A 25,377-nucleotide genomic window follows, 5' to 3' on the forward strand; every position below is an offset into this window, starting at 1 on the left:
TTATATTAAAAAATGTACAAAAACACTATGATTTGTGGGAATTATGATTTATAATATTTAAGTTACTAGAAATAAAAGTATTTAAATAAAGGATTCAATATGACAGAAGAGAAGAAAATTAAAATTGGAAAAATATTTAACAAGATAACAACAGTATTGTTTGTACTGTTTTTTATATCAGTTTTTGTAATACCTATTATGAATAAGACATTTTTTTTAGTGTCCACAATTGTAATAGCAGTATTATTTTGTATAAGCTGTATTATCAGTCATATTTGTTTAAAAGACTACAAACCACAATAAGAGAAAAGGAGTACATTTATTATGGAGAACAACAAAGGAACAATTTGTGTACAGGGGGGGTGGCAACCTAAAAAGGGAGAACCAAGAGTTTTACCTATTTATCAGAGTACAACATTTAAGTATGATACATCAGACCAGATGGGAAGATTATTCGATTTAGAGGATAGTGGATATTTTTACACAAGACTTCAGAATCCAACAAATGATGCAGTGGCACAGAAAATTTGTGATTTAGAAGGTGGTGTTGCAGCGATGCTTACATCCTCAGGACAGGCAGCAAATTTCTATGCAGTGTTTAATATTTGTGAGGCAGGAGACCATTTAATATGTTCATCTAATGTTTATGGCGGAACATTTAATTTATTTGGTGTTACAATGAAGAAGATGGGCATTGATGTAACTTTTGTGGATCCGGAAATTACACCTGAAGACTTGGATAAAGAATTTAAACCTAATACAAAGTGCGTGTTTGGTGAGTCAATTTCTAATCCGTCTTTAGTAGTTTTAGATTTTGAAAAGTTCAGTAAGGCAGCTCACAGCCATGGAGTTCCTCTTATTGTTGATAACACTTTCCCTACACCAATTAACTGTAGACCTTTTGAGTACGGAGTGGATATTGTTACTCATTCAACAACAAAATATATGGATGGTCATGCAATGGCAGTAGGTGGAGCAATTGTTGACAGTGGAAATTTTGACTGGCAGGCACATGGGGATAAATTTCCGGGAATGACACAGCCGGATGATTCTTACCATGGAATAGTTTATTCAGAAAAATTCGGAAAAGCCGGTTATATAACAAAAGCAACAGCTCAGGTTATGAGAGATTTAGGTTCAATACCTTCACCACAGAATTCGTTTTTATTAAATGTAGGACTTGAAACTTTACATTTAAGAATGCCTAAACATTGCGAGAATGCATATAAAGTTGCAAAATGGCTTAGTGAGAATGACAAGGTTGCCTGGGTAAATTATCCGGGACTTGAAGGTGATAAATATTATGAGAGAGCTAAGAAATACATGCCAAATGGAACTTGTGGTGTTTTAACATTTGGTATAAAAGGTGGTCGTGAAGCGTCTATTAAATTTATGGATAGCTTAAAGTTTATTGCAATTGTAACTCATGTGGCAGATGCAAGATCATGTGTACTTCATCCTGCAAGTCATACTCACAGACAGATGACAGATGAACAGTTAATTGAAGCAGGAGTACAGCCTGATTTGATTAGATTCTCAGTAGGAATTGAAGACGCAGAAGATATTATTGCAGACTTAGAACAGGCACTTAATCAGTAATATAATTAGAAAATATTGCAGAATAGATTAAAATAATGAATTAACTGAAAGAATAATATGCATAATTTAATGTAAAAACAAGCGAGGAGTAAAATGAAATTTAGACCATGCATTGACATTCATAATGGAAAAGTAAAACAGTTAGTAGGCGGTAGTCTTAAAGATAAAGGAAATCAGGCAGAAGAAAACTTTGTGTCTGAAAAAAACGCTGAAGATTTTGCACAATTATATAAGAAGGACAATTTAACAGGTGGCCATATTATTATTTTAAATGCAGGTGGTTCAGAGTTTTTTAAGGAATCTAAGAAACAGGCAATGTCTGCCCTTAAAGCTTACCCTAATGGAATGCAGATAGGGGGAGGAGTTACGGCAATTAACGCAGATGATTACATAAAAGCAGGTGCCACTCACGTAATTGTAACATCCTTTGTTTTTAAGGACGGAAAGGTTAATTATGGAAATCTCAAAAGCCTTGTAAAAGCTGTTGGAAAAGAACATATTGTTTTAGATCTTAGTTGTAGAAAAAAAGATGGACAATATTATATAGTTACTGACAGATGGCAGAAATTCACTGATGAAAAAGTGAATTTGGAAACTTTGAAAAAATTGTCAGAGTATTGTGATGAGTTCCTGATTCATGGCGTAGATGTAGAAGGAAAATCAGGTGGTATGGAAGAAGAGTTGGTGAGATTGCTGGCTGACTTTACAGAAATCCCAATAACATACGCAGGCGGAATTGGAACAATGGAACAAATCCAAAAGTTCAGAGAAATTTCTAACGGCAGAATGGATTTTACAATAGGCAGTGCAATTGATTTGTTTGGTGGTCCTTTGCCTTATGAACAAATTAAGAATATCCGTTAATACGATTATAATAAATAATAAAAGCATTATTAAGTAAGGTTAATAACAGTATTTGTTGTTAACCTTATATTTTTTTGAAAAAGTTGCACAATAATATAAGAAAAATATTGGAGGTGCAACAAATGGATGAAATAAAAGAATATGGACAGACCGATTTAGAAAATAATAACAGGGATAAAAAAATACATCTGTTATGTATTATAGGTGAAATTGAAGGCCATGAAAATGTGTCACAAAATACAAAGGCAACTAAATATGAACATGTTATACCGAAACTTGCCTGTATTGAAGATGACAAAGAAATAGACGGCTTGCTTGTTGTGTTAAACACAGTAGGCGGAGATGTGGAATGTGGACTTGCCATAGCAGAAATGATAGCAAGTTTAAGTAAACCTACAGTTTCTTTAGTTTTGGGTGGTAGTCATTCAATAGGCGTGCCTTTGGCTGTGGCGTCAGATTATTCTTATATAGTAGAAACAGGTACTATGGTCATTCATCCGGTTAGAATGAACGGCATGTTTATTGGCGTTCCACAGACTTATGAATATTTTAAGAAAATACAACAGCGTATTAATCATTTTGTAATTACTCACAGCAAAATAAAAGAAGAACGGTTTATGGAATTAATGACAGAAACTGAAGTTTTAACAAAAGATGTAGGAAGTATTCTTGTGGGAAAACAGGCTGTAGACGAAGGAATAATAAATGAAATCGGCGGTCTTAAAGATGCTATAGGCAAACTTTACCAACTTATAAGTGAAAAAGATAAAAATGTTTAGAAAAATAAGAAAATATGAAAGGTAATAAATAGGCATCTTGAATAAAAGTATGATTAATAGTAAAATATAAAGGATTATGTGTAAGTATAATTAGTTTTAGTATATAAAGAAGAGGTGCAAAGTGGCCAATACAAAAAGTAAAAGTGGAGGCAAAAAATCAAATACAAAGAAAAAGACTACTTCTACAACAAAAAGTAGAAGCAATGCCAAAAGCACATCAAGAGCCGGTAAGGCATCGGAAACAAGAAAGAGAAATGCACAAAAAGCAATAACTCACAAAAAAGTTGTAAAAGAAGTTGATTTGTGGATTGCGGTTGCAGTTGCGTTAGTTCTTTTCCTTAGCAATTTTGGTGTATGCGGAATTATAGGCGAGAGACTTAGTTCTGTTATGCTTGGAACTTTTGGATGGATGGGATATATTTTCCCCATCGTATTAGTTATATTTGTAGGTATCATCGTTTTTAACGAAATGAATTCAGGAATCGTAAGTAAGTTAATAACAGGTGCCATTGCATATATTGATTTTTGCTTATTATTTCATCTGATAAGTTACGGAGGCAGTAATCAGTCTAATATATCTATTTATCGTGAATCTGCTAATAATAATTTTAGCGGCGGAATTCTAGGTGGCATATTAGGTAAGGTTCTACATTCTTTATTAGGACTTACAGGTGCATATATTGTGTCTTTAGCAATTTTAATTATTTCAATTGTTATTTTAACGGAAAAATCTTTTATGGCAGCCATAAGAAACAGAGGTATGGATGTATATGAAAATGCTGCCAAAGATGCAGAGGTTAGACGTGAAATTGCTGCCACAAAGAAACAGCGAAAAAAAGAAGAAAAAGACAGACAGCGTGAGATAGAAAGACAGTATAGAAAACAAAGAGCAATAGGTGTAGATTTTGGAAATACAAGATTAGGTGATGAACCAATTGCTGATAGCAATATGGTAAGTAATCAGGCGGCAGCAGAAGCTGTTAATGAAAATGATTCTGCAACCTTTGGAGAAAGTCTGACTAATATTGATATTAATAATCAGGATGATTTAGTTCCAAAGGATAGAGTAGAAGCTGTAAAAGAACCATATAGAAGAACTTCTAAAAAGAAAAATGTAGCAAAAAATCCTAGTATTAAGAGTTCTTTACCTGATGGTTACGGTGATGGCTTTAGTGAACTGGCAGATAATTATAATAGTCAGGAAGTACATGAAATACATATAGAAGGAATTGATGATGTATTAGATGATGTTCCTGTTCAGGATGACACAGTTTACACTTACGAGGAAGAAGCAAAGAATACTCCTAAGAAGGCAGAAAACAGAGTTGTGGAAAATGATCCTCATGCAACAGACGGAGAATTTACACCAAAAGAAAGAATTATTGTAAGCGAGGAAGCCAAAAAAGCAATGAGTAGAAAACCTTTTGGTATGAATTCTACAGGAGGAGCGGCTGATACTGCTAACACAGCTAATGATAATGTAACAGCAGGCAGTGGCGCAGGTGAAAACGAAGTTGTGAACAGCGTAGATTCTTTAGAAACAGAAACGGTGGCAGATGAAAATAAGAAAATCCCTTCAGAAGGAAAAATTATTTCCCCTGTTAAGAAGAAATTGAAATACAAAAAGCCAAGTTACAATCTTTTAAAAGACAGTGAGAATGGTTCAAGCAAAGTAACAAGAGCATCCTTAATGGAAACAGCTAACAAACTGAAACAGGTTTTGGCTAATTTTGGAGTAAGAGTGGAAGTTACAAATGTTAGTAAGGGACCTTCTGTTACAAGATATGAGTTACAGCCTGAAATGGGTACAAAAGTCAGCAAGATTACAGGCTTAGCTGACGATATTAAATTAAACATGGCAGCGGCAGACATAAGAATTGAAGCACCAATTCCGGGAAAGGCTGCTGTAGGTATTGAGATTCCAAATGAAGGACGTGATTCGGTATGTTTAAAAGAACTTTTGATGTCAAAAGAGTTACAGAATCATAAGTCAAAACTTGCTTTCCCGGCAGGAAAAGACATTGCAGGAAAAGTAGTCGTGGCAGATATTGCAAAAATGCCACATATGCTGATTGCTGGAACAACAGGTTCGGGAAAATCAGTATTTACCAATTCAATATTAATGAGTATATTGTATAGAACAACGCCTGAGGAGGTAAGACTTATTGTGATAGATCCAAAGGTTGTTGAATTTCAGGTTTATAACAAGATACCTCATTTATTATATGATGTTGTTACAGATCCTAAGAAGGCGGCAGGTATTTTAAATTGGGCTGTTGCCGAAATGACAACAAGATACAATAAGTTTGCAAAAGCCGGAGCAAGAGATATTGGAAGTTACAACAAAAAAGTTGAAGAGGGCGATGTGGTAGATGACTTAGGCGAAAAGGCAGACAAGCTCCCACAGATTTTGATTGTTATTGACGAGTTGGCAGACCTTATGATGGTTGCGGCAAAAGAAGTGGAAGAAGCTATATGTAGATTGGCACAGCTTGCAAGAGCAGCAGGTATTCATATGGTTATTGCTACACAGAGACCTTCTGTTGATGTAATCACAGGTCTTATTAAGGCAAATATTCCATCGAGAGTTGCCCTTACAGTTGCATCGGGTACAGACTCAAGAACAATTATTGACATGAATGGAGCTGAAAAACTTTTGGGAAATGGTGATATGTTATTTTATCCCGCAGGTTATATTAAACCTGTCAGATTACAGGGGGCTTATGTTTCCGACCAGGAAATTTTTGATACAGTAGAATTTATTAAAAACAACAGTGGCGAGGCAGAATATGATGAATCAATTGATGCTAAATTAACCACAGATCAGGAAGTAATGAGCAATGGTAACAGTGGCAGAGATCCTTTATTTGCAGATGCCGGTAGGTTATGTATTGAAAAGAAAAAAGGTTCTACAAGTATGTTACAGAGACAATTTCGTGTTGGCTTTAACAGGGCAGCACGTATTATGGAACAGTTATATGATGCAGGCGTAGTTGGTCAGGAAGAAACTAACAAACCTAGAAAAGTCATAATGTCCATGGAAGAATTTGAAAATATTTTATAAGGAGAAGGAAGGCATATGAAAACAGACATTGAAATTGCACAGGAAGCAGAAATGCTACCAATTAAAGAGGTAGCTCAGAGGGTAGGATTACAGGAAGATGATTTAGAATTATATGGTAAATATAAAGCAAAAATCTCAAATGAATACTATGAAAGTATCAAAGATAACGAAGATGGAAAATTAATCCTTGTTACAGCTATTAACCCTACACCGGCAGGAGAAGGAAAGACAACAGTAACAGTAGGACTTGGGGAAGCTTTTGGTAGATTAAATAAAAAAGCTGTTATCGCATTAAGAGAGCCTTCACTTGGACCATGTTTTGGTATCAAGGGTGGTGCAGCAGGCGGCGGTTATGCACAGGTTGTACCAATGGAAGATTTAAACCTTCACTTTACAGGAGATTTTCATGCTATTACATCAGCAAATAACCTTTTAGCAGCAATGCTTGATAATTCAATTCAGCAGGGTAATGAATTAAACATTGATCCTAATCAGGTTGTTTGGAAGAGATGTGTGGACATTAACGACAGAGTATTAAGAAACATTGTTGTAGGTCTTGGACGTAAGGTTGATGGTGTTGTAAGAGAAGATCATTTTGTAATTACAGTAGCATCAGAAATTATGGCTATTTTATGCTTGGCAACAGATTATGCAGACTTAAAAGAAAGACTTGGAAAGATTATTGTTGCTTATACATATGACGGAGAACCTGTTACAGCAAAAGATGTTAAGGCTGTAGGTTCAATGGCAGTATTATTAAAGGATGCCATGAAACCAAACCTTATTCAGACTTTAGAACATACACCTGCATTAGTACATGGTGGTCCATTTGCAAACATTGCTCATGGATGTAACTCAGTTAAGGCAACAAAAACAGCTTTAAAGATGGCAGATTATGTTATTACAGAAGCAGGTTTTGGTGCTGACCTTGGAGCAGAAAAGTTCTTAGACATCAAATGTAGAAAAGCAGGTTTAAAACCTGATTGTGTAGTTTTAGTAGCAACAGTTAGAGCACTTAAATATAACGGTGGTGTTGCAAAAGAAGACTTGTCAGAAGAAAATCTCGATGCTTTAGAAAAAGGTATTGTAAACCTTGAAAAGCATATTGAAAACTTACAGAAATTCGGTGTGCCTGTAGTAGTAACATTAAACCAGTTTATTACAGATACAGAAGCAGAATATGAATACATTAAGAACTTCTGTGAAGAAAGAGGATGTGAATTCGCATTAGCAGAAGTTTGGGCAAAAGGTGGAGAAGGCGGAATCGCATTAGCAGAAAAGGTTATAGAAACAATAGAAACAAAACCTTCAAACTATGCACCTTTATATCCTGATGATATGCCAATTAAAGAAAAAATTGAAACAATTGCAAAAGAAATTTACGGCGCAGATGGAGTTACATACTCACCTGAAGCAGAAAAAGCAATTGCAAACGTAAACAAACTTGGATACAGCGATTATCCTGTATGTATGGCCAAAACTCAGTTCTCATTATCAGATGACAGAAGTAAGTTAGGAAGACCTACAGGATTCAAGATTAACATAAGAGACGTATATATTTCAGCAGGTGCAGGCTTTGTAGTTGCGCTTACAGGCAACGTAATGACAATGCCTGGATTATCAAAGAAACCGGCAGCATACGAAATCAACTTAACAGACGACGGAAAAATTCAAGGATTATTCTAGAATTACTCCAGAGTTGATTAAATAAATAAGAAAATGTATGTTTTGAAAATTTTGAGAATAAACAACATTATAAGAAAGTGCTTGGAAGCCGTCGGTTCATAAAGGTGACGAAGGCAGCTTTATAGAACCGCTACGAGCTGGAAGCAGCGGAAGCGTGCTTTCGTTAATTTGTTTATTCTCAAAATAATAAAACAGAACTAAAAAGGAGAAGAAATGGCAAAGATTATAGATGGAAAAGCTATTTCAGCAGAAATAAAAGAAGAACTAAAAGAAAAAGTAGCTGAATACAAAAAGCAGGGAGTTGAAATTACGTTAGCTGTAGTTAAAGTTGGAAATGACCCTGCATCAGCAGTTTATGTAAGAAATAAGGAAAAGGCATGTGAATATGTAGGCATTACATCAAGAACATTAGCACTTCCTGAAGAAACAACAGAAGAAGAACTTTTAAAAGTAGTTAATGACTTAAATGAAGACAAGGCAGTAAATGGTATTTTAGTACAGTTGCCACTTCCAAAGCACATTGACGAAAGCAAAGTTTTACTTGCAATTGACAGCAACAAGGATGTTGATGGATTCCATCCTGTAAATGTTGGTAAAATGGTTATTGGTGAAGAAACATTTCTTCCATGTACACCGGCAGGTATCATTGAAATGCTAAAAAGAACAGATGTTGAAATTTCAGGCAAGGAATGTGTTGTTATTGGCAGAAGTAACATTGTTGGTAAACCAATGTCAATGTTAATGTTAAAAGAAAATGCTACAGTTACAATTGCTCATTCTAGAACAAAAGACTTAAAAGAAGTAACAAAGAGAGCAGATATTTTAATAGCTGCAATTGGAAAAGCTAAGTTTGTTACAGCTGATTATGTAAAAGAAGGTGCTGTAATAATTGACGTTGGTATGGACAGAGATGAGAATGGCAAGTTATGTGGAGATGTGGATTTTGATTCGGTTTCACAGGTTGCAAGTGCAATTACTCCTGTTCCGGGAGGCGTTGGCCCTATGACAGTTACAATGTTATTAGTGAACTGCTTAAGAAGTGTAGAATTAAACAAATAAAGGCTAATTCACTTATTAGCCATAAAAAAGATGTTTATAATGAAAGGATGGTTGTATGTTTGCAAATATAATAGTTGATATTTCACATGAAAAATTAGACCGTCCTTTCGGATACATCATACCTAAAGAACTTGAAGATAAAATATCCGTAGGAACAGCCGTAATGATTCCTTTTGGAAGAGGAAACAGACTTATTTCAGGATATGTTATTGAAATAACAGATACCCCCGGCTTTGATGTAAGTAAAATGAAACCAATTCATTCTGTTGTAGAAAATGCTACATCAGTTGAGGGAGAGTTGATTAAACTTGCCTGGTGGATAAAGGAAAACTACGGTTCAACTATGAATCAGGCACTAAAAACAGTAATACCTGTAAAACAGACAGTACGAGGTATTGAGAAGAAAACCATTGTTCTTAATTTATCTAAGGAACAGTTAGAAGAAAAAATTCAGACATATACGAAGAAAAACGCAAAAGCAAGAGTCAGACTTTTAAATGAATTAAGTAACACAGACCGATTATCAAAGAATCTGGTTGTGGATAAATTAAATATATCAGCAGGCACATTAAAAGCAATGGAACAGCTTGGAGATATTATAATAGAAACTGACACAGGCTATAGAAATCCTGTTAAAAAAATTGAGCAAAAAGCATATGATATTATTTTAAATGAACAGCAAAGACAGGTTTCAGAAAACATAAAAAAAACTATGGATTTCAGAAATGACAGTAAGCCTAATATTCATTTAATCCATGGAATTACAGGAAGTGGAAAAACAGAAGTATATATAGATTTAATTGACTATACAATCAGTAAAGGAAAAGCGGTAATAGTTTTAATACCGGAGATTGCATTAACATACCAAACTGTAATGAGATTTACAAGAAGGTTTGGTGACAGAGTTTCAATTATTAATTCAAGATTGTCAAAAGGTGAGAGATACGATCAGTTTGAAAGAGCAAAAAACGGTGATGTTGACATAATGATAGGTCCAAGATCAGCTTTGTTTACACCCTTTAAGAATTTAGGTTTAATAATAATTGACGAGGAACATGAAAGCGCCTATAAAAGTGAATCAGTGCCTAAGTATCATGCAACGGAAGTGGCAATAAAAAGAGCAAAAGACGTGGGAGCAACGTTAGTATTAGGATCAGCCACACCTTCTGTAGAATCTTACTATAGGGCAAAAAATGGCGCGTATAAGCTACATGTATTAAACAAAAGAGAGAAAGGTAATTTACCGGAAGTACATGTAGTTGATTTAAGAGAAGAATTAAAGAATGAAAATAAATCTATTTTTAGTATTGAATTACAGAATTTGATAAAAGACAGATTAGAAAAAAAACAACAGACAATGTTGTTTATAAATAGAAGGGGCTATGCAGGATTTGTGTCCTGTAGAGATTGTGGTGAAGCAATAAAGTGTCCCCATTGTGACGTAACGTTAAAACTTCATAGAAACAGAAAGTTAGTTTGCCATTATTGTGGTCATACAGAAAATATGCCTACACTTTGTCCAAAATGTGGTTCTAAATATTTGGGCGGCTTTGGAATAGGAACCCAGCAAATTGAAACTGCCGTAAAGAAAATGTTTCCTCACGCAAGAGTTTTGCGAATGGATGCAGACACAACTTCAAAAAAAGGTGGGCACGACGAAATTTTATCAGCCTTTGCTAACAGAGAAGCTGATATTTTAGTTGGTACACAAATGATTGTAAAAGGTCATGACTTTCCAGGAGTTACCTTAGTAGGTGTAATTGCAGCTGACATGTCATTGTATTCATCAGACTATTGTGCAAATGAAAGAACATTTCAACTTATTTGCCAGGCAGCAGGTAGAGCCGGTAGAGGTGAATTGCCGGGCATTGCCATTGTCCAGACCTATTCACCTGACAATTACAGCATCGAAACAGCAGGCAGACAAAATTATGAAGAATTCTATGAAGAAGAAATTGCTTACAGAAAACTTATGAAGTATCCGCCGGTATCGAACATGGTTTCCATTTTACTTCAGGGAAGAGAACAGAAGCAATTAATAGAAGTTACTAATTATTTAGTGGAAATAATAAAGAATTACAAAGATAAATATTTTAAGGAACTGTTTGTTATTGGACCGGCAGATCCACCTGTAGGAAAAATAAATGACATATACCGAAAAATAATTTACTTAAAAAGTGACAGCAGACAGGGAATTATCCAATTAAAAAATTATTTAGAAGATGTTATAAACAGTTCACAGAAATTCAAAAAAATTAATATACAATTTGATTTTAAAGCGTAGTAAAGGAGATAAAAATGGCTATAAGAAATATTAGAGAATTAGGAGAAGAATGTTTAAGAAAGGTATGCAAGCCTGTAAAAGATGTTAATCTTAGAACAAAGATTTTAATAGGCGACATGTTTGACACAATGTATGAAGCAAATGGTGTTGGACTTGCAGCACCACAGGTTGGAATTCTTAAAAGAATTTTTGTAATTGACTGTGGCGATGAAGAAGGAAACAGTGTGCCATATGTATTCATTAATCCTGAAATTTTAGATAGAGACGGTAGTCAGACAGATTATGAAGGTTGTCTTAGTGTACCGGGAAAATCAGGTAAGGTAACAAGAGCCAACTGGGTAAAAGTCAGAGCTTACAATGAAAAAATGGAAGAATTTGAAATGGAAGCTGAAGGCTTACTTGCAAGATGTATTCTTCATGAAAATGACCATTTAGATGGTGTAATCTATGTAGATAAAGTAGAAGGTCGTTTATACAATAACGAAGAGTTACAAGGTGAAGAATAAGTAATTGCAGAGACAGTTACTTATAACTACAGAGAGAAAAACAGATAATAGTAAGGTACAGTATATAATTGTGCTTATTAATGGAGGAGTATATGAGAGTAGTATTTATGGGAACACCGGATTTTTCAGTTCCGGCTTTAGAAAAAATTGCAGACAAACATGAGGTTGTGGCAGTTGTAACACAGCAGGACAGACCAAAGGGACGTGGACATAAAATGCAGTTTACTCCTGTAAAAGAAAAGGCGGTAGAACTAAATATACCTGTTTATCAGCCTGAAAAAGTCAAGAATCCTGAATTTGTTCAAGTATTAAAAGAATTAAAGCCTGATGTGATTGTAGTAATTGCATTTGGACAGATTCTCTCAAAAGAAATTTTGGATTTACCAAAATACGGTTGCATAAATGTTCATGCATCATTGCTTCCTGAATATAGAGGAGCAGCGCCAATTCAATGGGCTGTAATTGATGGCAAAAAGGAAAGTGGTGTTACAACAATGTACATGGCAGAAGGACTTGATACAGGTGACATAATAGACAAGAAGATTGTGGAATTAGATAAAAAAGAAACAGGTGGCAGTCTTTTTGATAAATTAGCAATTACAGGTGGTAGTCTTATTTTAGAAACATTAGAGAAGTTGGAAAATAATACTGCATTAACTACTCCACAGGATGATGATAAGTCAACTTATGCAGGTAAAATCACAAAAGAATTAGGTCATATAGATTTTACAAAGTCAGCAGAAGAAATCGAGCGACTAATCAGAGGACTTAATCCATGGCCAAGTGCATTTACATATCTTGATGAAAAGGTATTAAAAATATGGGATGCAGATGTTATAGATGAAGAAGTAGCAGAAGAGCCGGGAACAATTATTAGTACAAATAAAACATTAAAAGTTGCCACAGCAGATGGCTATTTGGACATTAAGGAATTACAGTTACAGGGGAAGAAAATAATGGACGTTGTATCCTTTTTAAATGGATATAAAATAAATTCTACGAAATTAGGTTAAACTATATGAAGTTTTAAACAGGAGGTAGTTGTATGCTTTACGGTTTTTATTTTGATCCAACATATATTTTGATTATTATTGGCATGGCTTTATGTCTGGCAGCATCGGCTCATGTTAATTCAACATTTAATAAATATTCAAGAGTGAGAAGCAATTCGGGAATGACAGGTGCTCAGGCAGCACAGAGAATTTTGGAATCACAGGGGATATATGATGTGTCAATCAGACATATTTCAGGTAATCTTACAGATAACTATAACCCATCAACAAAGGTATTAAGTTTGTCAGATGCAACTTACGGAAGCACAAGTGTAGCGGCAATTGGTGTGGCGGCTCATGAGTGTGGTCATGCAATGCAGCACAACAAAGGCTATGCACCAATATCCGTTAGAAATGCGCTAGTACCATTTGCTAACTGGGGTTCAAGATTATCATGGGTTTTAATTATTATAGGTATTATCTTTTATGGACAGGGAACAGGTCAGACAATGATTAATATTGGTATATTTGCCTTTTCTTTAGCCGTTTTATTTCAAATTGTCACATTGCCTGTAGAGTTTAATGCGTCAAACAGAGCCATTAGAGTTTTGGAATCCACAGGTATTTTTGGAACATCAGAATTAAAATGTACCAAAAAGGTACTAGGGGCAGCAGCTTTAACATACGTTGCGGCAGCAGCATCATCGATTTTACAGTTATTAAGATTAATCCTATTGTTTGGAGGACGAGATGACGACTAATGGTAATCCACAGGTCAATTTAAGAAATAGTGTTTTAACTATGCTTTGTAAAGTAGAGGACGGAGCAAAAAGTCATATTGTTTTAAAAGAAACATTAGACAGTTACGATTATTTAGATAAACAGAAAAGAGCATTTGTAACTGTTTTGTTTAAAGGCACAATTGAAAGACAAATAGAGCTTGATTATATTATTAATCAATTTTCAAAAACAAAAGTTTCAAAAATGAAGCAGGTAATTAGAAATATAATCAGACTTTCTGTATATCAGCTTAAATACATGAACAATGTACCTGACTCGGCAGCCTGCAATGAGGCAGTGAAGCTTGTTAATAAAAGAAAAATGTCAGGGCTAAAAGGTTTTGTTAATGGTGTTTTAAGAAACATATCAAGAAGTCTTGATAAAATAGAATATCCAAAAGATAAAAAAGAATATTTGTCTGTGTGTTATTCAATTCCTATGTGGATAATAGAAATGTGGTCCCAGCAGTATGGAATTGAGAGAACAGAACAGATTTTAAATAGTTTGTATGAAACAAATGAATACACAACCATACGAGTAGATTCTAATAAGATGTCACCTAAGCAGGTTATTGTTGAGTTTGAAAAGGAAAATATTTCCGTAAAACAATCAGAACTTTATGGAAATGCTTTGTATATTAAAGGTTACGATTCTCTTGAAAAATTAAAGTTGTTTGAAGATGGCATAATAACTGTACAGGACGAAAGTTCCATATTAGTAGGTCTTGCAAGTGGAGTTAAAGAAAATGATTATGTTATGGATGTTTGTGCGGCTCCAGGCGGGAAGAGTATTCACATAAGCCAGCTTATGAATGGAACAGGAACGGTTCAGGCAAGAGACTTAACAGAGAATAAAGAAAGATTAATTAAAGAAAATATTTCCCGAATGAAAATTAAAAATATAGAAACAAAGGTTTGGGATGGAACAAAAGAGGACAAAGAGGCTATTGGAAAAGCAGATGTTGTTATTGCAGATGTTCCATGCTCAGGACTTGGAATTATTGGAAATAAAAGTGACATAAAGCACAATGTTTCTAAGAAACAGATTTTTCAGTTAGTGGAAATTCAAAGAAAGATATTAGAGCAGGCATGTAAGTATGTTAAAATAGGTGGTAGATTAGTCTACAGTACATGTACTGTAAACAAATACGAAAATAATGAAAATGTAGAATGGATAGAGAAAAATTTACCATTGAGAAGAACTGATTTTGGAGAGCTTTTTCCAAAGAAGTTAGATAATGGGAATGGCATGATTCAAATATTCCCAGGAGATTACAACATGGACGGATTTTTCATATCAGTATTTGAAAAAATAAAGGATTAATATGGACGAAAAGAAGGATATAAAGTCTTTTAATTTGAAAGAATTAAAAGAAGAAATGGAAAAAATCGGTGAAAAGTCTTTTAGGGCGAAACAGATTTATCAGTGGTTGCATAAAGAAAAAGTTACAGATTTTGAAGAAATGACAAACATATCAAAGGCCTTAAGACAAAAATTAAATGACCAGTATGAAATTAGAAATGTAAAAAAGCATGAAGTTCTAATTTCGAAAATTGATGGTACAAGAAAATATCTTTTTGAAATAAAAGGCGGCTCCATAATAGAGAGTGTTCTTATGAGATATCATCATGGTAATTCAGTATGCATATCAACACAGTCAGGTTGCAGAATGGGCTGTAGATTTTGTGCTTCAACTTTAAATGGCTTAGAGCGCAATCTGACAACTTCTGAATTGTTAGGACAGATATATGAAATTGAGAAAGACATTAATGAAAAAGTTTCCAATGTAGTTCTTATGGGAAGCGGGGAACCTATGGACAACTTTGATAATGTAGTTAAATTCATTCAGATGATTTCAGATGAAAATGGAGCTAACATCAGTCAGAGAAACATAACACTTTCAACATGTGGAATTGTACCGAAGATTAATGAGTTGGCAGACATGCATTTTCAAATAACTTTAGCATTATCACTTCATGCATCAAACAACGAAACAAGAAAAAGCTTAATGCCTATTGCATATAAGTATTCTATTGATGAAGTAATAAATGCCTGCAAAAATTATTTTGCCAAAACAGGCAGAAGAATTACTTTTGAATATAGTCTTGTGGCCGGACAGAATGATACTGTGGAAGAAGCCGATGCTTTATGCAGATTAGTAAAAGGAATGAATTGCCATATTAATCTTATACCTGTAAATCCTATAAAAGAACGCGATTATGTTCAATCCGGTAAAAAAGCAGTAGAGCAGTTTAAAAACAGGGTTGAAAAAAATAAGATAAATGTTACTATAAGAAGGGAAATGGGCAGAGATATTAACGGTGCCTGTGGACAGCTTAGAAACGAGGCAATGAAAGGAAGAAAGGAGGAAAGCAATGTCTAGAGAAATAATAAATGCTTTTGGAAAAACAGACGTTGGATTAATGAGAACAATTAATCAGGACAGTATTTTCACATCTATTGAACCAATAGGTAAGCTCCCTAATCTTTTTATTGTTGCTGACGGTATGGGAGGACATAAGGCGGGTGACGTTGCATCCAGGGCTGCAATTGAGAAGTTCGTAAAGTATGCATGTACAACTCATATGTCAGATCCTGCAAATATTTTAGATTCAGGAATTATATCAATTAATAAAGAAATATATGACATGGCAATTTCAAACAAGGATTATAGTGGTATGGGAACTACTTTTGTAGCGTGCTCAATAGTGGATAATCATGTATATATTGCTAATGTTGGGGATAGCAGATTATATTTAATCGGTAGAGATATCAGACAGATTACAAGAGATCATTCTCTTGTTGAAGATATGGTAAGAATGGGAATGATTGACAAGGAGGAAGCAAAAACTCATTACAAAAAGAATGTAATAACAAAAGCTATAGGGGTGGCAGATGACAGAACTGCAACACCTGATATTTTTGAAATAGAAATATCAGACGGTGAGAAGCTTTTGCTATGCTCAGATGGTCTTACAAATATGGTTGAGGACTATGAAATTAAAAAGATAGTAACCAAAAACGAAAGAATCGAGGATGCAGTAAGAGCATTGATTGATCAGGCAAATGAGAATGGTGGAAAGGATAATATATCAGCAATTCTAATACAACCTGTATTGGGCAAGGAGTAAAACTATGTTGGAAAAAGGGAATTTTATAAATAACAGATATGAGATTATTAATCCTGTTGGAGCAGGTGGTATGTCTGATGTCTATAAAGCAAAAGATCATAAATTAAACAGAAATGTTGCTATAAAAGTATTAAAATCAGAATATAGCAAAGATAAGAATTTTGTATCAAAATTCAGAGTAGAGGCACAGTCAGCTGCAAGTCTTATTCACCCTAACATTGTAAATGTATATGATGTAGGTGAAGATGATGGACTATATTACATAGTTATGGAACTTATTGAAGGCATAACTTTAAAAAAATATATTGAGAAAAAGGGCAAGCTTTCTTTTAGAGAGACAATTAGCATAGCAATCCAGATTGCCAACGGAATTGAGTGTGCCCATAACAATCAAATTGTTCATAGGGATATTAAACCACAGAATATTTTAATATCCAGAGAAGGTAAGGTAAAAGTAACAGATTTCGGTATTGCAAGGGCAGCATCTGCCAATACAATTAACGGAAATGCAATGGGATCTGTGCATTATATATCTCCTGAACAGGCAGGCGGACAATATGTTGACGAGAAAAGTGACATATATTCCCTTGGTATTACAATGTTTGAAATGTACACAGGTCGCGTTCCTTTTGACGGAGAATCAACTGTGTCAATTGCTCTTAAGCATATTCAGAGCAATGTGCCAAGTGTACGTGAATATGTACCAACGGTGCCTGTAAGCATTGAGAAGATTATTCTTAAATGTACACAGAACAAAGCTGACAGGAGATATCCAAAGATATCATTACTTATATCAGATTTAAAAAGAGCTTTGGCAGAACCAAATGTTGATTTTGTACAGTTGGACACATCAAACATTGGTGGTTCAACAGTCATGATTACAGATGATGAAATTAACCAAATTAGAAAAGGCTCAAGTGATAATAGAAAAGATACAGTTGAAGATACTTTAGATGACGAAAACGATATTGATAAATTAAATCCTAAAATGGACAGAATTGTGTCTGTTGGTGGAATTATTATTGGAATTATCGCTTTATTAATTGCAACTGTAGTAGCAACATTATTTATTAGTGATAATAATTTTGATTTCGCAAAAAAAGCAGAAACAGTAGAGGTTTCAACTGTTCCATCAGATAAGACTATTGTACCTAATGTTTTAGGTCAGACTTTAGATGATGCAGAACAATTACTTCATAAAAACTACTTAGGATATAAATATGATTCAAATTATGTATATAGCGATATTTATCCTAAAGATACAATTGTTTCACAGTCTATTGATTCAGGAAAAATGGTTGATAGAAACGAAACAGTTACTTTGGTAGTAAGTAAGGGAGCAAAGAAAATTACAGTTCCATCAGGTATTGTAAATTCTTCATTGGAAACAGCCAAAGATACAATCAAAAAAGCAGGTCTTAAAACTGAGGTTGTATATGAATACAGTGACAGAAGTATTGATGTGGTTATTTCATGTTCACCATCAGAAAGAGCATCTGTTTCAAAGAACAGTATTGTTACTTTAAAAGTAAGTAGAGGAAGAACAGTAAGCAATAATCAGAGTGTATACACAGTGCCTAATTTAGTAGGAATGGAACAGGGAAAAGCTCAAGCTAAGATTTCATCATCAGGATTTAGCATTGGTGCTGTTAGAGAAGTTTACGATGAAAAAATTGAAAAAGGAATTGTTATCAGACAGACTCTTAAAGCCGGTACTTCAATCCCATCAGGGGCTACAATAGGTTTAGTAGTAAGTAAAGGACCGGAAAATCCGGAAGAGTACAAGGCAACATATACATTTGCTTTGGAAGATTTAGTTGACTCTGATGGAAATCCTATTACAGAAGGTGTTGTAAGTGTTGCTGTTGACGAAGTTTTACAGAAAGTAGACAAAAAATACTCAGATGTTTCTAAGTGGGATGGAGATTACACAATGGACTTAACCAGCGAAACAAAGGGGAAAGCTACTATTGAGTTGTTCGTAAATGGAAAGAGTGTAAAGAAAGATACAGTTAAATTTAAATAGAAAAGCCCACCCGTAAGGGTGGACTTATCTATGTGAAACTAAAATACACAAACATATAATTTGCTAAGGTGGATATTTATAATATGCACAAGTGATTTGTCAAGGCAGATTATTTATATTAAGTATAGGTGATTCGTCACAGTATATTATTTATTAAATACAAGTGAGGGTGATATTATTAAAAAGCAGGGCAAGATAATAAAAGGAATAGCGGGATTTTATTATGTAATAGCAGAGGAAAATATATACGAGTGTAAGGCAAAAGGCGTTTTCCGAAATAAAAAGATAAAACCGTTAGTAGGCGACAATGTTGAAATTGACATTATTGATGAGGAAAAGAAAAAAGGTAATATAACTTTAATAAAAGAAAGAGAAAATGAATTAATAAGACCGGCTGTTTCTAACATAGATCAGGCTATGATAGTTTTTGCAGTAAAACAACCGGATCCTAATTTGAATCTTCTAGACAGATTTCTTGTAATGATGGAGTATCAGAATATTGAAACTATTATATGCTTCAATAAAAAAGATATTGGCAATGAAGAATATATGGATTATCTGAAAAATATTTATAACCTTGCCGGATACAAAGTAATATTTGCCAGTGCCACAGAAGACGAAGGCGTGCATAAAGTAAAAGAACTCCTGAAGGGAAAGACAACTGTTTTTGCAGGTCCTTCAGGTGTTGGAAAATCTTCAATGCTCAACGCATTGACAAAAGATTACACAATGGAAACAGGAAGTGTAAGTGAAAAAATAGGAAGAGGCCGTCATACAACAAGACATTCTGAAATGTTTGAGATTGACAAGGATACATTTGTGTTTGACACGCCGGGATTTAGTTCACTGTTTGTTCCGGGAATGACAAAAGAAAAGTTAGAGGACTGTTTCCCAGAATTTGGAGAACATCTTAATAATTGTCGTTTTGTAGGTTGCGCTCACAATAACGAGCCAGACTGTGCTATAAAGGATGCTTTAGAGGAAAACAAAATTGCACAGTCAAGATATGATAATTATATTTTAATGTATAATGAATTAAAAGAAATGGAAAAACAGAGATATTAAAATAAGAAATAAATAAGGAGAGAATTATGATTAAATTATCACCATCAATTTTATCAGCAGATTTTGCAAATTTAGGACAGGACGTAAAAAGAATCGATGTAGGTGGCTGCGATTGGATTCATGTGGATGTTATGGATGGAATTTTCGTTCCAAATATTTCTTTTGGTATGCCTGTTATTAAGGCAATCAGAAGTTACACCTCAAAATTTTTTGACGTACACTTGATGATAAAGGAACCAATCAGATATATTAAAGAATTTAAAGCTGCAGGCGCAGATTTGCTTACAATACATGTGGAAGCCTGTGAGAACGTAAAAGAAACTATTGATGAAATCAAAAAACAGGGCATGAAAGTGGGCTTGGCGATAAATCCTGAAACAAAAGCAGAAGAAGTGTTCCCATACATTAATGATGTTGACATGGTTTTAGTAATGACAGTACATCCGGGATTCGGTGGTCAGTCATACATAGATGATTGTACAGACAAGGTAAAAGTAATTAGAGAAAAAGCAAATTTAGAAAATAAAGATTTACTTATACAGGTAGATGGTGGAATTACAACAGCTAATGTTGAAACACCAATTAAAGCAGGTGCCAATGTAATAGTTGCAGGTTCGGCAGTATACAAAGGTGATGTGGAAGGAAATATTAAAAACTTTAAAGAAATCTTTGAAAATGTAAAATAAATATTAGATAAGATAACATGAGTTAGTACAGCGTACTCTATTATAGATGTGCTTTATTGTAGTCTTTTAAGTGGAATAGAAGGTAGTGGCTCATAAAGTTTTTTAGATATGAAAAAGAAAAAATATTACATAAAAAGCGTAAGATTAGAAATGTTAATCTTACGCTTTTTATGTAATGGAGAGAATGTCGCAAACAACATCCTCTATTATATAATAGTAAATTTTCGGAAAATTCTACTACATAATAATTAAACATTAAATCTAAATGTAATAACGTCGCCGTCTTTTACAACATAGTCTTTACCCTGAAGACCAACTAAACCGGCTTCTTTTGCATCTTTCATAGAACCACATTTAATTAAGTCATCGTAGGCAACAACTTCTGCACAAATAAAGCCTCTTTCAAAATCAGTATGGATTTTGCCGGCAGCCTGTGGAGCTTTAGTTCCTTTCTTGATTGTCCAGGCTCTTGTTTCATCTTCGCCTGAAGTAAGGTAACTGATAAGTCCAAGAAGAGAGTAGCTTGCCTGAATTAATTTATCTAATCCTGACTGCTTAATGCCTAAGTCTTCTAAGAACATTTGCTTTTCATCGTCGTCAAGTTCTGCAATTTCCTGTTCGATTTCTGCACTAATAACAAAAACTTCGCAGTTATTGTCTGCTGCAAATTTTCTAACAGCGGCAACATGGTTATTTGAGTTGCCATCATCAGCTAAATCATCTTCTGAAACGTTAGCTGCAAAAATAACAGGCTTAGCTGTTAATAAGTTATATTCCTGAAGCCATGCAAGTTCATCTTCGTCTTCAGTTTCAAATTTAATAGCAAGATTTCCATCTTCAAGGAATTTCTTCATTCTTTGCTGGAAATCAAGTTCTTTTGCAAGTACCTTGTCATTTCTTGCGCCTCTTGTTGTCTTTGCAATTCTTCTTTCTAATATTTCAACATCAGAGAAAATTAATTCAAGATTAATTGTTTCAATATCTCTAATAGGATCAACGCTTCCGTCTACATGGATAACGTTTGTGTCTTCAAAACATCTTACAACATGTACGATAGCATCAACTTCACGAATGTTAGCAAGGAACTGGTTTCCTAAACCTTCACCTTTTGAAGCTCCTTTTACAAGTCCTGCAATATCAACGAATTCGATTACGGCAGGAATAGTTTTTGCTGAGTTGTACATTGCTGTTAATTTATCTAATCTCTCATCCGGAACAGAAACAACACCTACATTTGGATCAATAGTACAAAAAGGGTAGTTTGCTGATTCAGCACCGGCTTTTGTTAAAGAATTAAATAAAGTACTTTTACCTACATTTGGTAAACCAACTATACCTAATTTCATTTTTTGTTCCTCCATTCTTTGGTAATACCAAAGGTAAGTTTATCATATTTTTACAAGTGGGGCAATGCACAATAATAGATATTAATAGTTATGGTAGGGTGGGCAATAATATTTGCTTGGGGTTGAATATATTTCCTGTAACTGATAAGATAAAAAACAGAAAAAGGTGATCTTGCAATACGAAGTTTCTGTTCCCGTATAAGGATTAGTTATTTACCATAAATATGAATCTTATATATGTTGTAATGTGAGATAATTAGCAAAAATAAGGAGAGACACATGGACATTCAATTTCCAAATTTACACATTAATATAGAAAATTTACCTAAGAGTTTTAATTTCTTTGGGGTGGATATCGCTTTTTACGGGTGCATAATTGCCCTGGGTATGATTTTAGGCATTGCACTTGTTTGTTATATAGCAAAGACTTCAGGTCAGGACTATAACGAATACATTGATTTTGCATTATATGCCATTATTTTTAGTGTAATCGGAGCAAGATTATATTATGTAATTTTCAGTTGGGATTATTATGGAAAACATCCAAACGAAATATTAAATATAAGAGAAGGTGGACTTGCAATTTACGGTGGTGTAATAGCAGGGGTACTTGTATGTTTAATATATACAAGGGTGAAAAAAATTTCGTTTAAAAAAATTGCAGACACTGCAGTATACGGTTTAATACTTGGACAGATTATAGGAAGATGGGGCAACTTCTTTAATAGAGAAGCTTTCGGTGGGGTAGCAAAAGACTCCAGCCCATTAATGATGAAAATATTCTTCGGTGATAAATACAGCATATCTCAGGTGCCTGATGCAGTAAGACAGGGGATGGAAACATTGAAAGGCAAAACATTAAGTGAAATAGGATATATACAGGTACAACCAACATTTTTATACGAATCCCTTTGGAACCTGTGTGTTCTAATATTAATGCTTACTTTCAGAAAAAAGAAAAAATTTGATGGCGAGATTTTATTATGGTATTTACTTGGCTATGGAACAGGCAGAGCCATTATAGAAGGCATGAGAACAGACCAGTTAATAATGCCTGTAACGGGGTGGCCGGTATCTCAGGCATTGTCAATAGTAGTTGCGGCGGTAGCACTGACTATAATAATTGTTAAACGTGTGCAGATAAAAAGAGCACAACAGTAATAAAAATATGAAAAAAATAATAAATGATATAAAGTAGATTATAAACTGAATTAAAAATTAAATAAGAAATTAAATAAGAAATAACTGAAAAGAGAAACTGTTATGTTGATAACACCTAGTGTGTAAGTCGACCTGACAGTTTTTCTTTTTTTGCTATTTGTCAAGCTTAGGGGAAAACTATATTTTTTATTTTTGCACAGAAATGGTTAAAAAATATTTTTCCCCACAAAAATATGAAAAAATAGGAAAATTTCCCCACCAGGCGTAAATTATCATGTGAAAAATAGAAAAACAGCCCTATTTGTGGGAGAAAATACCACAAAATTAATTTCATAAAAAATAAAAAAATGGTTGCAATAGTGATGGAAATGGTATAGAATTTACCTATGAGTGGTGAATTTTACCCATAAAGTGGTAAAAAGTGGTGAAAATATTAAGAATTAAGCAGAAGACAAGAGTAGGTGAGTTATATGTTTACAGGTGAACAAACTCAAAAAATGGATACTAAAGGCAGAACAGTTATCCCTTCAAAGATAAGAGATAATCTTGCCGAAAGACTTGTTGTTACAAGAGGTATTGACAAGTGTCTTTTTGCATACCCTGAAACCACATGGAAAGCTTTACAGGAAAAGCTTAGTAGTTTACCATTTACCGACAAAAAGGTAAGAAGTTTCAATCGATTTTTCCTCGGTGGTGCGGAAGCCCTTGATGCGGACAAGCAGGGACGTGTGCTTGTACCTTCAACATTAAGGGACTACGCATCTTTAACAAGCCAGGTTGTCTGGGTTGGCGTAGGTGATCACATTGAAATTTGGGATATAGATAAGTGGAATGAACAGATGGATGAATATCTGTTAAGTGAAGACGCAGAAGAGAAGATTGAAGATTTGGCAGATTACATGGCAGGTCTTGGAGTATAAAAATTAAGTAATGGAAAGAAGGTCAATATGGATTTCAAACACATATCAGTTCTTTTGGATGAAACCATTGATGGCTTAGATATAAAACCTGACGGAATATATGTTGATGGAACATTAGGTGGTGGTGGTCATTCATACGAAATATTAAAGAGACTGTCACCGAAGGGAAGACTGATTGGTATAGATCAGGATGGAGAGGCTTTAAAAGCAGCAGGAGAGCGTTTAAAAGAATTTGAAAATCAAATTACATTAGTAAGAAGTAATTATTGTGAAATTGATAAGGTACTAAAAGAATTAAATGTAGAAAAAGTAGACGGCATACTTTTAGATATAGGAGTTTCCTCATATCAGTTAGATAATTTAGAAAGAGGTTTTTCTTATAAATCAGATGCACCTCTTGATATGAGAATGGACACAAGACAGGAACTTACAGCAGCAGATGTTGTAAATACTTACAGCGAAAATGAATTATTTAAAATAATAAAAGACTACGGAGAAGATAAATTTGCAAAGAACATTGCAAAACATATTGTTTTAGCCAGAAAGGAAAAGCCTTTAGAAACTACAAAGGAATTAAGTGAAGTGATTAAAAGAGCTATTCCAATGAAGGTTCAGGCAAAGGGTGGACATCCTGCCAAGAAAACATTTCAGGCTATTAGAATTGAAGTTAATCAGGAATTAACAGTATTAAAAGAATCTATTGATAAGATGATTGATTTGTTAAAACCAAATGGAAGAATTTGTATTATAACTTTTCATTCACTAGAGGACAGAATTGTTAAGACAAAGTTCAGGGAAAATGAAAATCCATGTACTTGTCCACCAAATTTCCCAGTGTGCGTTTGTGGGAAAAAGTCAAAAGGAAAAGTTATAACAAGAAAACCAATTATTCCATCAGAAGATGAGATAGAAGAAAATAAGCGGGCAAAAAGCTCAAAGCTAAGGATATTTGAAAGGTGTTAAATATGAACGGGGTAAGAAGCAGTTATACAAGTGAATTTGTTTATGGTAATATAGCAACTCAGTCTGTACCAAGTAGAGAACAGATTGAGGTACAGAGAAAACACAAAAGACATACAGTTGAACAGGAAGAAATTAAAGGACTAGCAATGAGTGCACCTTTAGTTGTTTTTTTTGCAATTGTAACAATGGTGTGTTTGGTTATGAGTGTAAGTTATTTACACATGCAGTCAAACATTACAGCAACAAGAGACAGTATCTCACAGTTAAAAAGTCAGATTAGCACAGTGCAGTCACAGAATAATGCGTTAAATTATTCAATTAACAGCTATGTTAATGTTGACCATGTTTACAAAGTGGCAACAACTAAGTTAGGTATGAAACAGGCAACTGACAAACAGATATCTACTTACAAGGCAAGTGACAGTGGATATACATTACAGTATGGAGATATACCAAGAAAGTAATT

At 34.2% G+C, this 25,377-nt stretch carries 21 protein-coding genes; 20 read left to right on the forward strand and 1 reads right to left on the reverse strand.

Annotation, left to right across the window (positions count from 1 at the left end):
* The first annotated feature begins 324 nt into the window (after window positions 1-324).
* The 16 genes from ACQY63_RS01185 to rpe all read left to right on the forward strand — a co-directional run bounded on the left by ACQY63_RS01185 (window position 325) and on the right by rpe (window position 20,521).
* Window positions 325-1,599, forward strand: a complete 1,275-nt coding sequence (locus ACQY63_RS01185) for an O-acetylhomoserine aminocarboxypropyltransferase/cysteine synthase family protein (protein WP_412335470.1) — start codon at window positions 325-327, stop codon at window positions 1,597-1,599.
* Between the two features lie 93 nt (window positions 1,600-1,692).
* Window positions 1,693-2,463, forward strand: a complete 771-nt coding sequence (gene hisA, locus ACQY63_RS01190; protein ID WP_022165799.1) for a phosphoribosylformimino-5-aminoimidazole carboxamide ribotide isomerase — start codon at window positions 1,693-1,695, stop codon at window positions 2,461-2,463.
* A gap of 122 nt (window positions 2,464-2,585) precedes the next feature.
* Window positions 2,586-3,242, forward strand: a complete 657-nt coding sequence (locus tag ACQY63_RS01195) for a ClpP family protease (RefSeq protein WP_022165800.1) — start codon at window positions 2,586-2,588, stop codon at window positions 3,240-3,242.
* A 121-nt stretch (window positions 3,243-3,363) separates the two neighbouring features.
* Window positions 3,364-6,306 (forward strand): FtsK/SpoIIIE family DNA translocase, encoded by a 2,943-nt coding sequence (locus ACQY63_RS01200; RefSeq protein ID WP_412335469.1) that lies wholly within the window; start codon window positions 3,364-3,366, stop codon window positions 6,304-6,306.
* Between the two features lie 15 nt (window positions 6,307-6,321).
* Window positions 6,322-7,992: a formate--tetrahydrofolate ligase gene (locus ACQY63_RS01205; RefSeq protein ID WP_022165802.1), complete on the forward strand. Its 1,671-nt coding sequence runs from the start codon at window positions 6,322-6,324 to the stop codon at window positions 7,990-7,992.
* A gap of 213 nt (window positions 7,993-8,205) precedes the next feature.
* Window positions 8,206-9,051, forward strand: coding sequence for a bifunctional methylenetetrahydrofolate dehydrogenase/methenyltetrahydrofolate cyclohydrolase FolD (folD, locus tag ACQY63_RS01210; protein ID WP_117999119.1), 846 nt, complete (start codon window positions 8,206-8,208; stop codon window positions 9,049-9,051).
* Between the two features lie 55 nt (window positions 9,052-9,106).
* Complete coding sequence (gene priA / locus ACQY63_RS01215) at window positions 9,107-11,335, forward strand: replication restart helicase PriA (protein ID WP_022165804.1); 2,229 nt, start codon at window positions 9,107-9,109, stop codon at window positions 11,333-11,335.
* A gap of 14 nt (window positions 11,336-11,349) precedes the next feature.
* Window positions 11,350-11,841 carry a peptide deformylase gene (gene def, locus ACQY63_RS01220; RefSeq protein ID WP_302689211.1) on the forward strand — a complete coding sequence of 164 codons (492 nt, stop codon included), beginning with the start codon at window positions 11,350-11,352 and terminating at the stop codon, window positions 11,839-11,841.
* 92 nt (window positions 11,842-11,933) lie between these two features.
* Complete coding sequence (gene fmt, locus ACQY63_RS01225; protein ID WP_428244604.1) at window positions 11,934-12,854, forward strand: methionyl-tRNA formyltransferase; 921 nt, start codon at window positions 11,934-11,936, stop codon at window positions 12,852-12,854.
* Between the two features lie 32 nt (window positions 12,855-12,886).
* Entirely contained in the window at window positions 12,887-13,594 is a 708-nt protein-coding gene (locus tag ACQY63_RS01230) for a zinc metallopeptidase (RefSeq protein ID WP_022165807.1), read from the forward strand.
* Window positions 13,584-14,936 (forward strand): 16S rRNA (cytosine(967)-C(5))-methyltransferase RsmB, encoded by a 1,353-nt coding sequence (gene rsmB / locus ACQY63_RS01235; RefSeq protein WP_022165808.1) that lies wholly within the window; start codon window positions 13,584-13,586, stop codon window positions 14,934-14,936. The genes ACQY63_RS01230 and rsmB overlap by 11 nt, the downstream gene beginning before the upstream one ends.
* A gap of 1 nt (window position 14,937) precedes the next feature.
* Window positions 14,938-15,996, forward strand: a complete 1,059-nt coding sequence (rlmN, locus tag ACQY63_RS01240; protein ID WP_118436862.1) for a 23S rRNA (adenine(2503)-C(2))-methyltransferase RlmN — start codon at window positions 14,938-14,940, stop codon at window positions 15,994-15,996.
* Window positions 15,989-16,744 (forward strand): Stp1/IreP family PP2C-type Ser/Thr phosphatase, encoded by a 756-nt coding sequence (locus ACQY63_RS01245; protein ID WP_022165810.1) that lies wholly within the window; start codon window positions 15,989-15,991, stop codon window positions 16,742-16,744. Before rlmN ends, ACQY63_RS01245 begins: the two co-directional genes overlap by 8 nt.
* Before the next feature lie 4 nt (window positions 16,745-16,748).
* Window positions 16,749-18,770 (forward strand): Stk1 family PASTA domain-containing Ser/Thr kinase, encoded by a 2,022-nt coding sequence (pknB, locus tag ACQY63_RS01250; protein ID WP_302689209.1) that lies wholly within the window; start codon window positions 16,749-16,751, stop codon window positions 18,768-18,770.
* Window positions 18,771-18,968: 198 nt separating this feature from the next.
* Complete coding sequence (rsgA, locus tag ACQY63_RS01255) at window positions 18,969-19,835, forward strand: ribosome small subunit-dependent GTPase A (RefSeq protein ID WP_428245269.1); 867 nt, start codon at window positions 18,969-18,971, stop codon at window positions 19,833-19,835.
* Window positions 19,836-19,861: 26 nt separating this feature from the next.
* On the forward strand, window positions 19,862-20,521 hold the full coding sequence (gene rpe / locus ACQY63_RS01260) for a ribulose-phosphate 3-epimerase (RefSeq protein WP_022166259.1): 660 nt from the start codon (window positions 19,862-19,864) through the stop codon (window positions 20,519-20,521).
* 248 nt (window positions 20,522-20,769) lie between these two features.
* On the opposite strand, the gene ychF is transcribed toward rpe, so the two are convergent.
* The gene (gene ychF / locus ACQY63_RS01265; RefSeq protein WP_022166258.1) at window positions 20,770-21,867 is read right to left on the reverse strand and encodes a redox-regulated ATPase YchF; all 1,098 of its coding nucleotides are present in this window, start codon (window positions 21,865-21,867) and stop codon (window positions 20,770-20,772) included.
* Window positions 21,868-22,146: 279 nt separating this feature from the next.
* On the opposite strand from ychF, the gene lgt reads away from it, so the two are divergent.
* From lgt to ACQY63_RS01285, 4 genes are all read left to right on the forward strand, one after another.
* Window positions 22,147-23,028 carry a prolipoprotein diacylglyceryl transferase gene (lgt, locus tag ACQY63_RS01270; RefSeq protein ID WP_117999108.1) on the forward strand — a complete coding sequence of 294 codons (882 nt, stop codon included), beginning with the start codon at window positions 22,147-22,149 and terminating at the stop codon, window positions 23,026-23,028.
* Between the two features lie 470 nt (window positions 23,029-23,498).
* Complete coding sequence (gene mraZ / locus ACQY63_RS01275) at window positions 23,499-23,948, forward strand: division/cell wall cluster transcriptional repressor MraZ (protein ID WP_117999107.1); 450 nt, start codon at window positions 23,499-23,501, stop codon at window positions 23,946-23,948.
* 27 nt (window positions 23,949-23,975) lie between these two features.
* Entirely contained in the window at window positions 23,976-24,911 is a 936-nt protein-coding gene (gene rsmH, locus ACQY63_RS01280; RefSeq protein WP_302689205.1) for a 16S rRNA (cytosine(1402)-N(4))-methyltransferase RsmH, read from the forward strand.
* A 2-nt stretch (window positions 24,912-24,913) separates the two neighbouring features.
* Window positions 24,914-25,375, forward strand: coding sequence for a hypothetical protein (locus ACQY63_RS01285; protein WP_302689204.1), 462 nt, complete (start codon window positions 24,914-24,916; stop codon window positions 25,373-25,375).
* The last annotated feature ends 2 nt before the right edge of the window (window positions 25,376-25,377 follow it).

Origin of the sequence: Eubacterium sp. Marseille-QA0814, from assembly GCF_965119675.1 — a bacterium.
Taxonomy (GTDB): Bacteria; Bacillota; Clostridia; order Lachnospirales; family Lachnospiraceae; genus Eubacterium_G.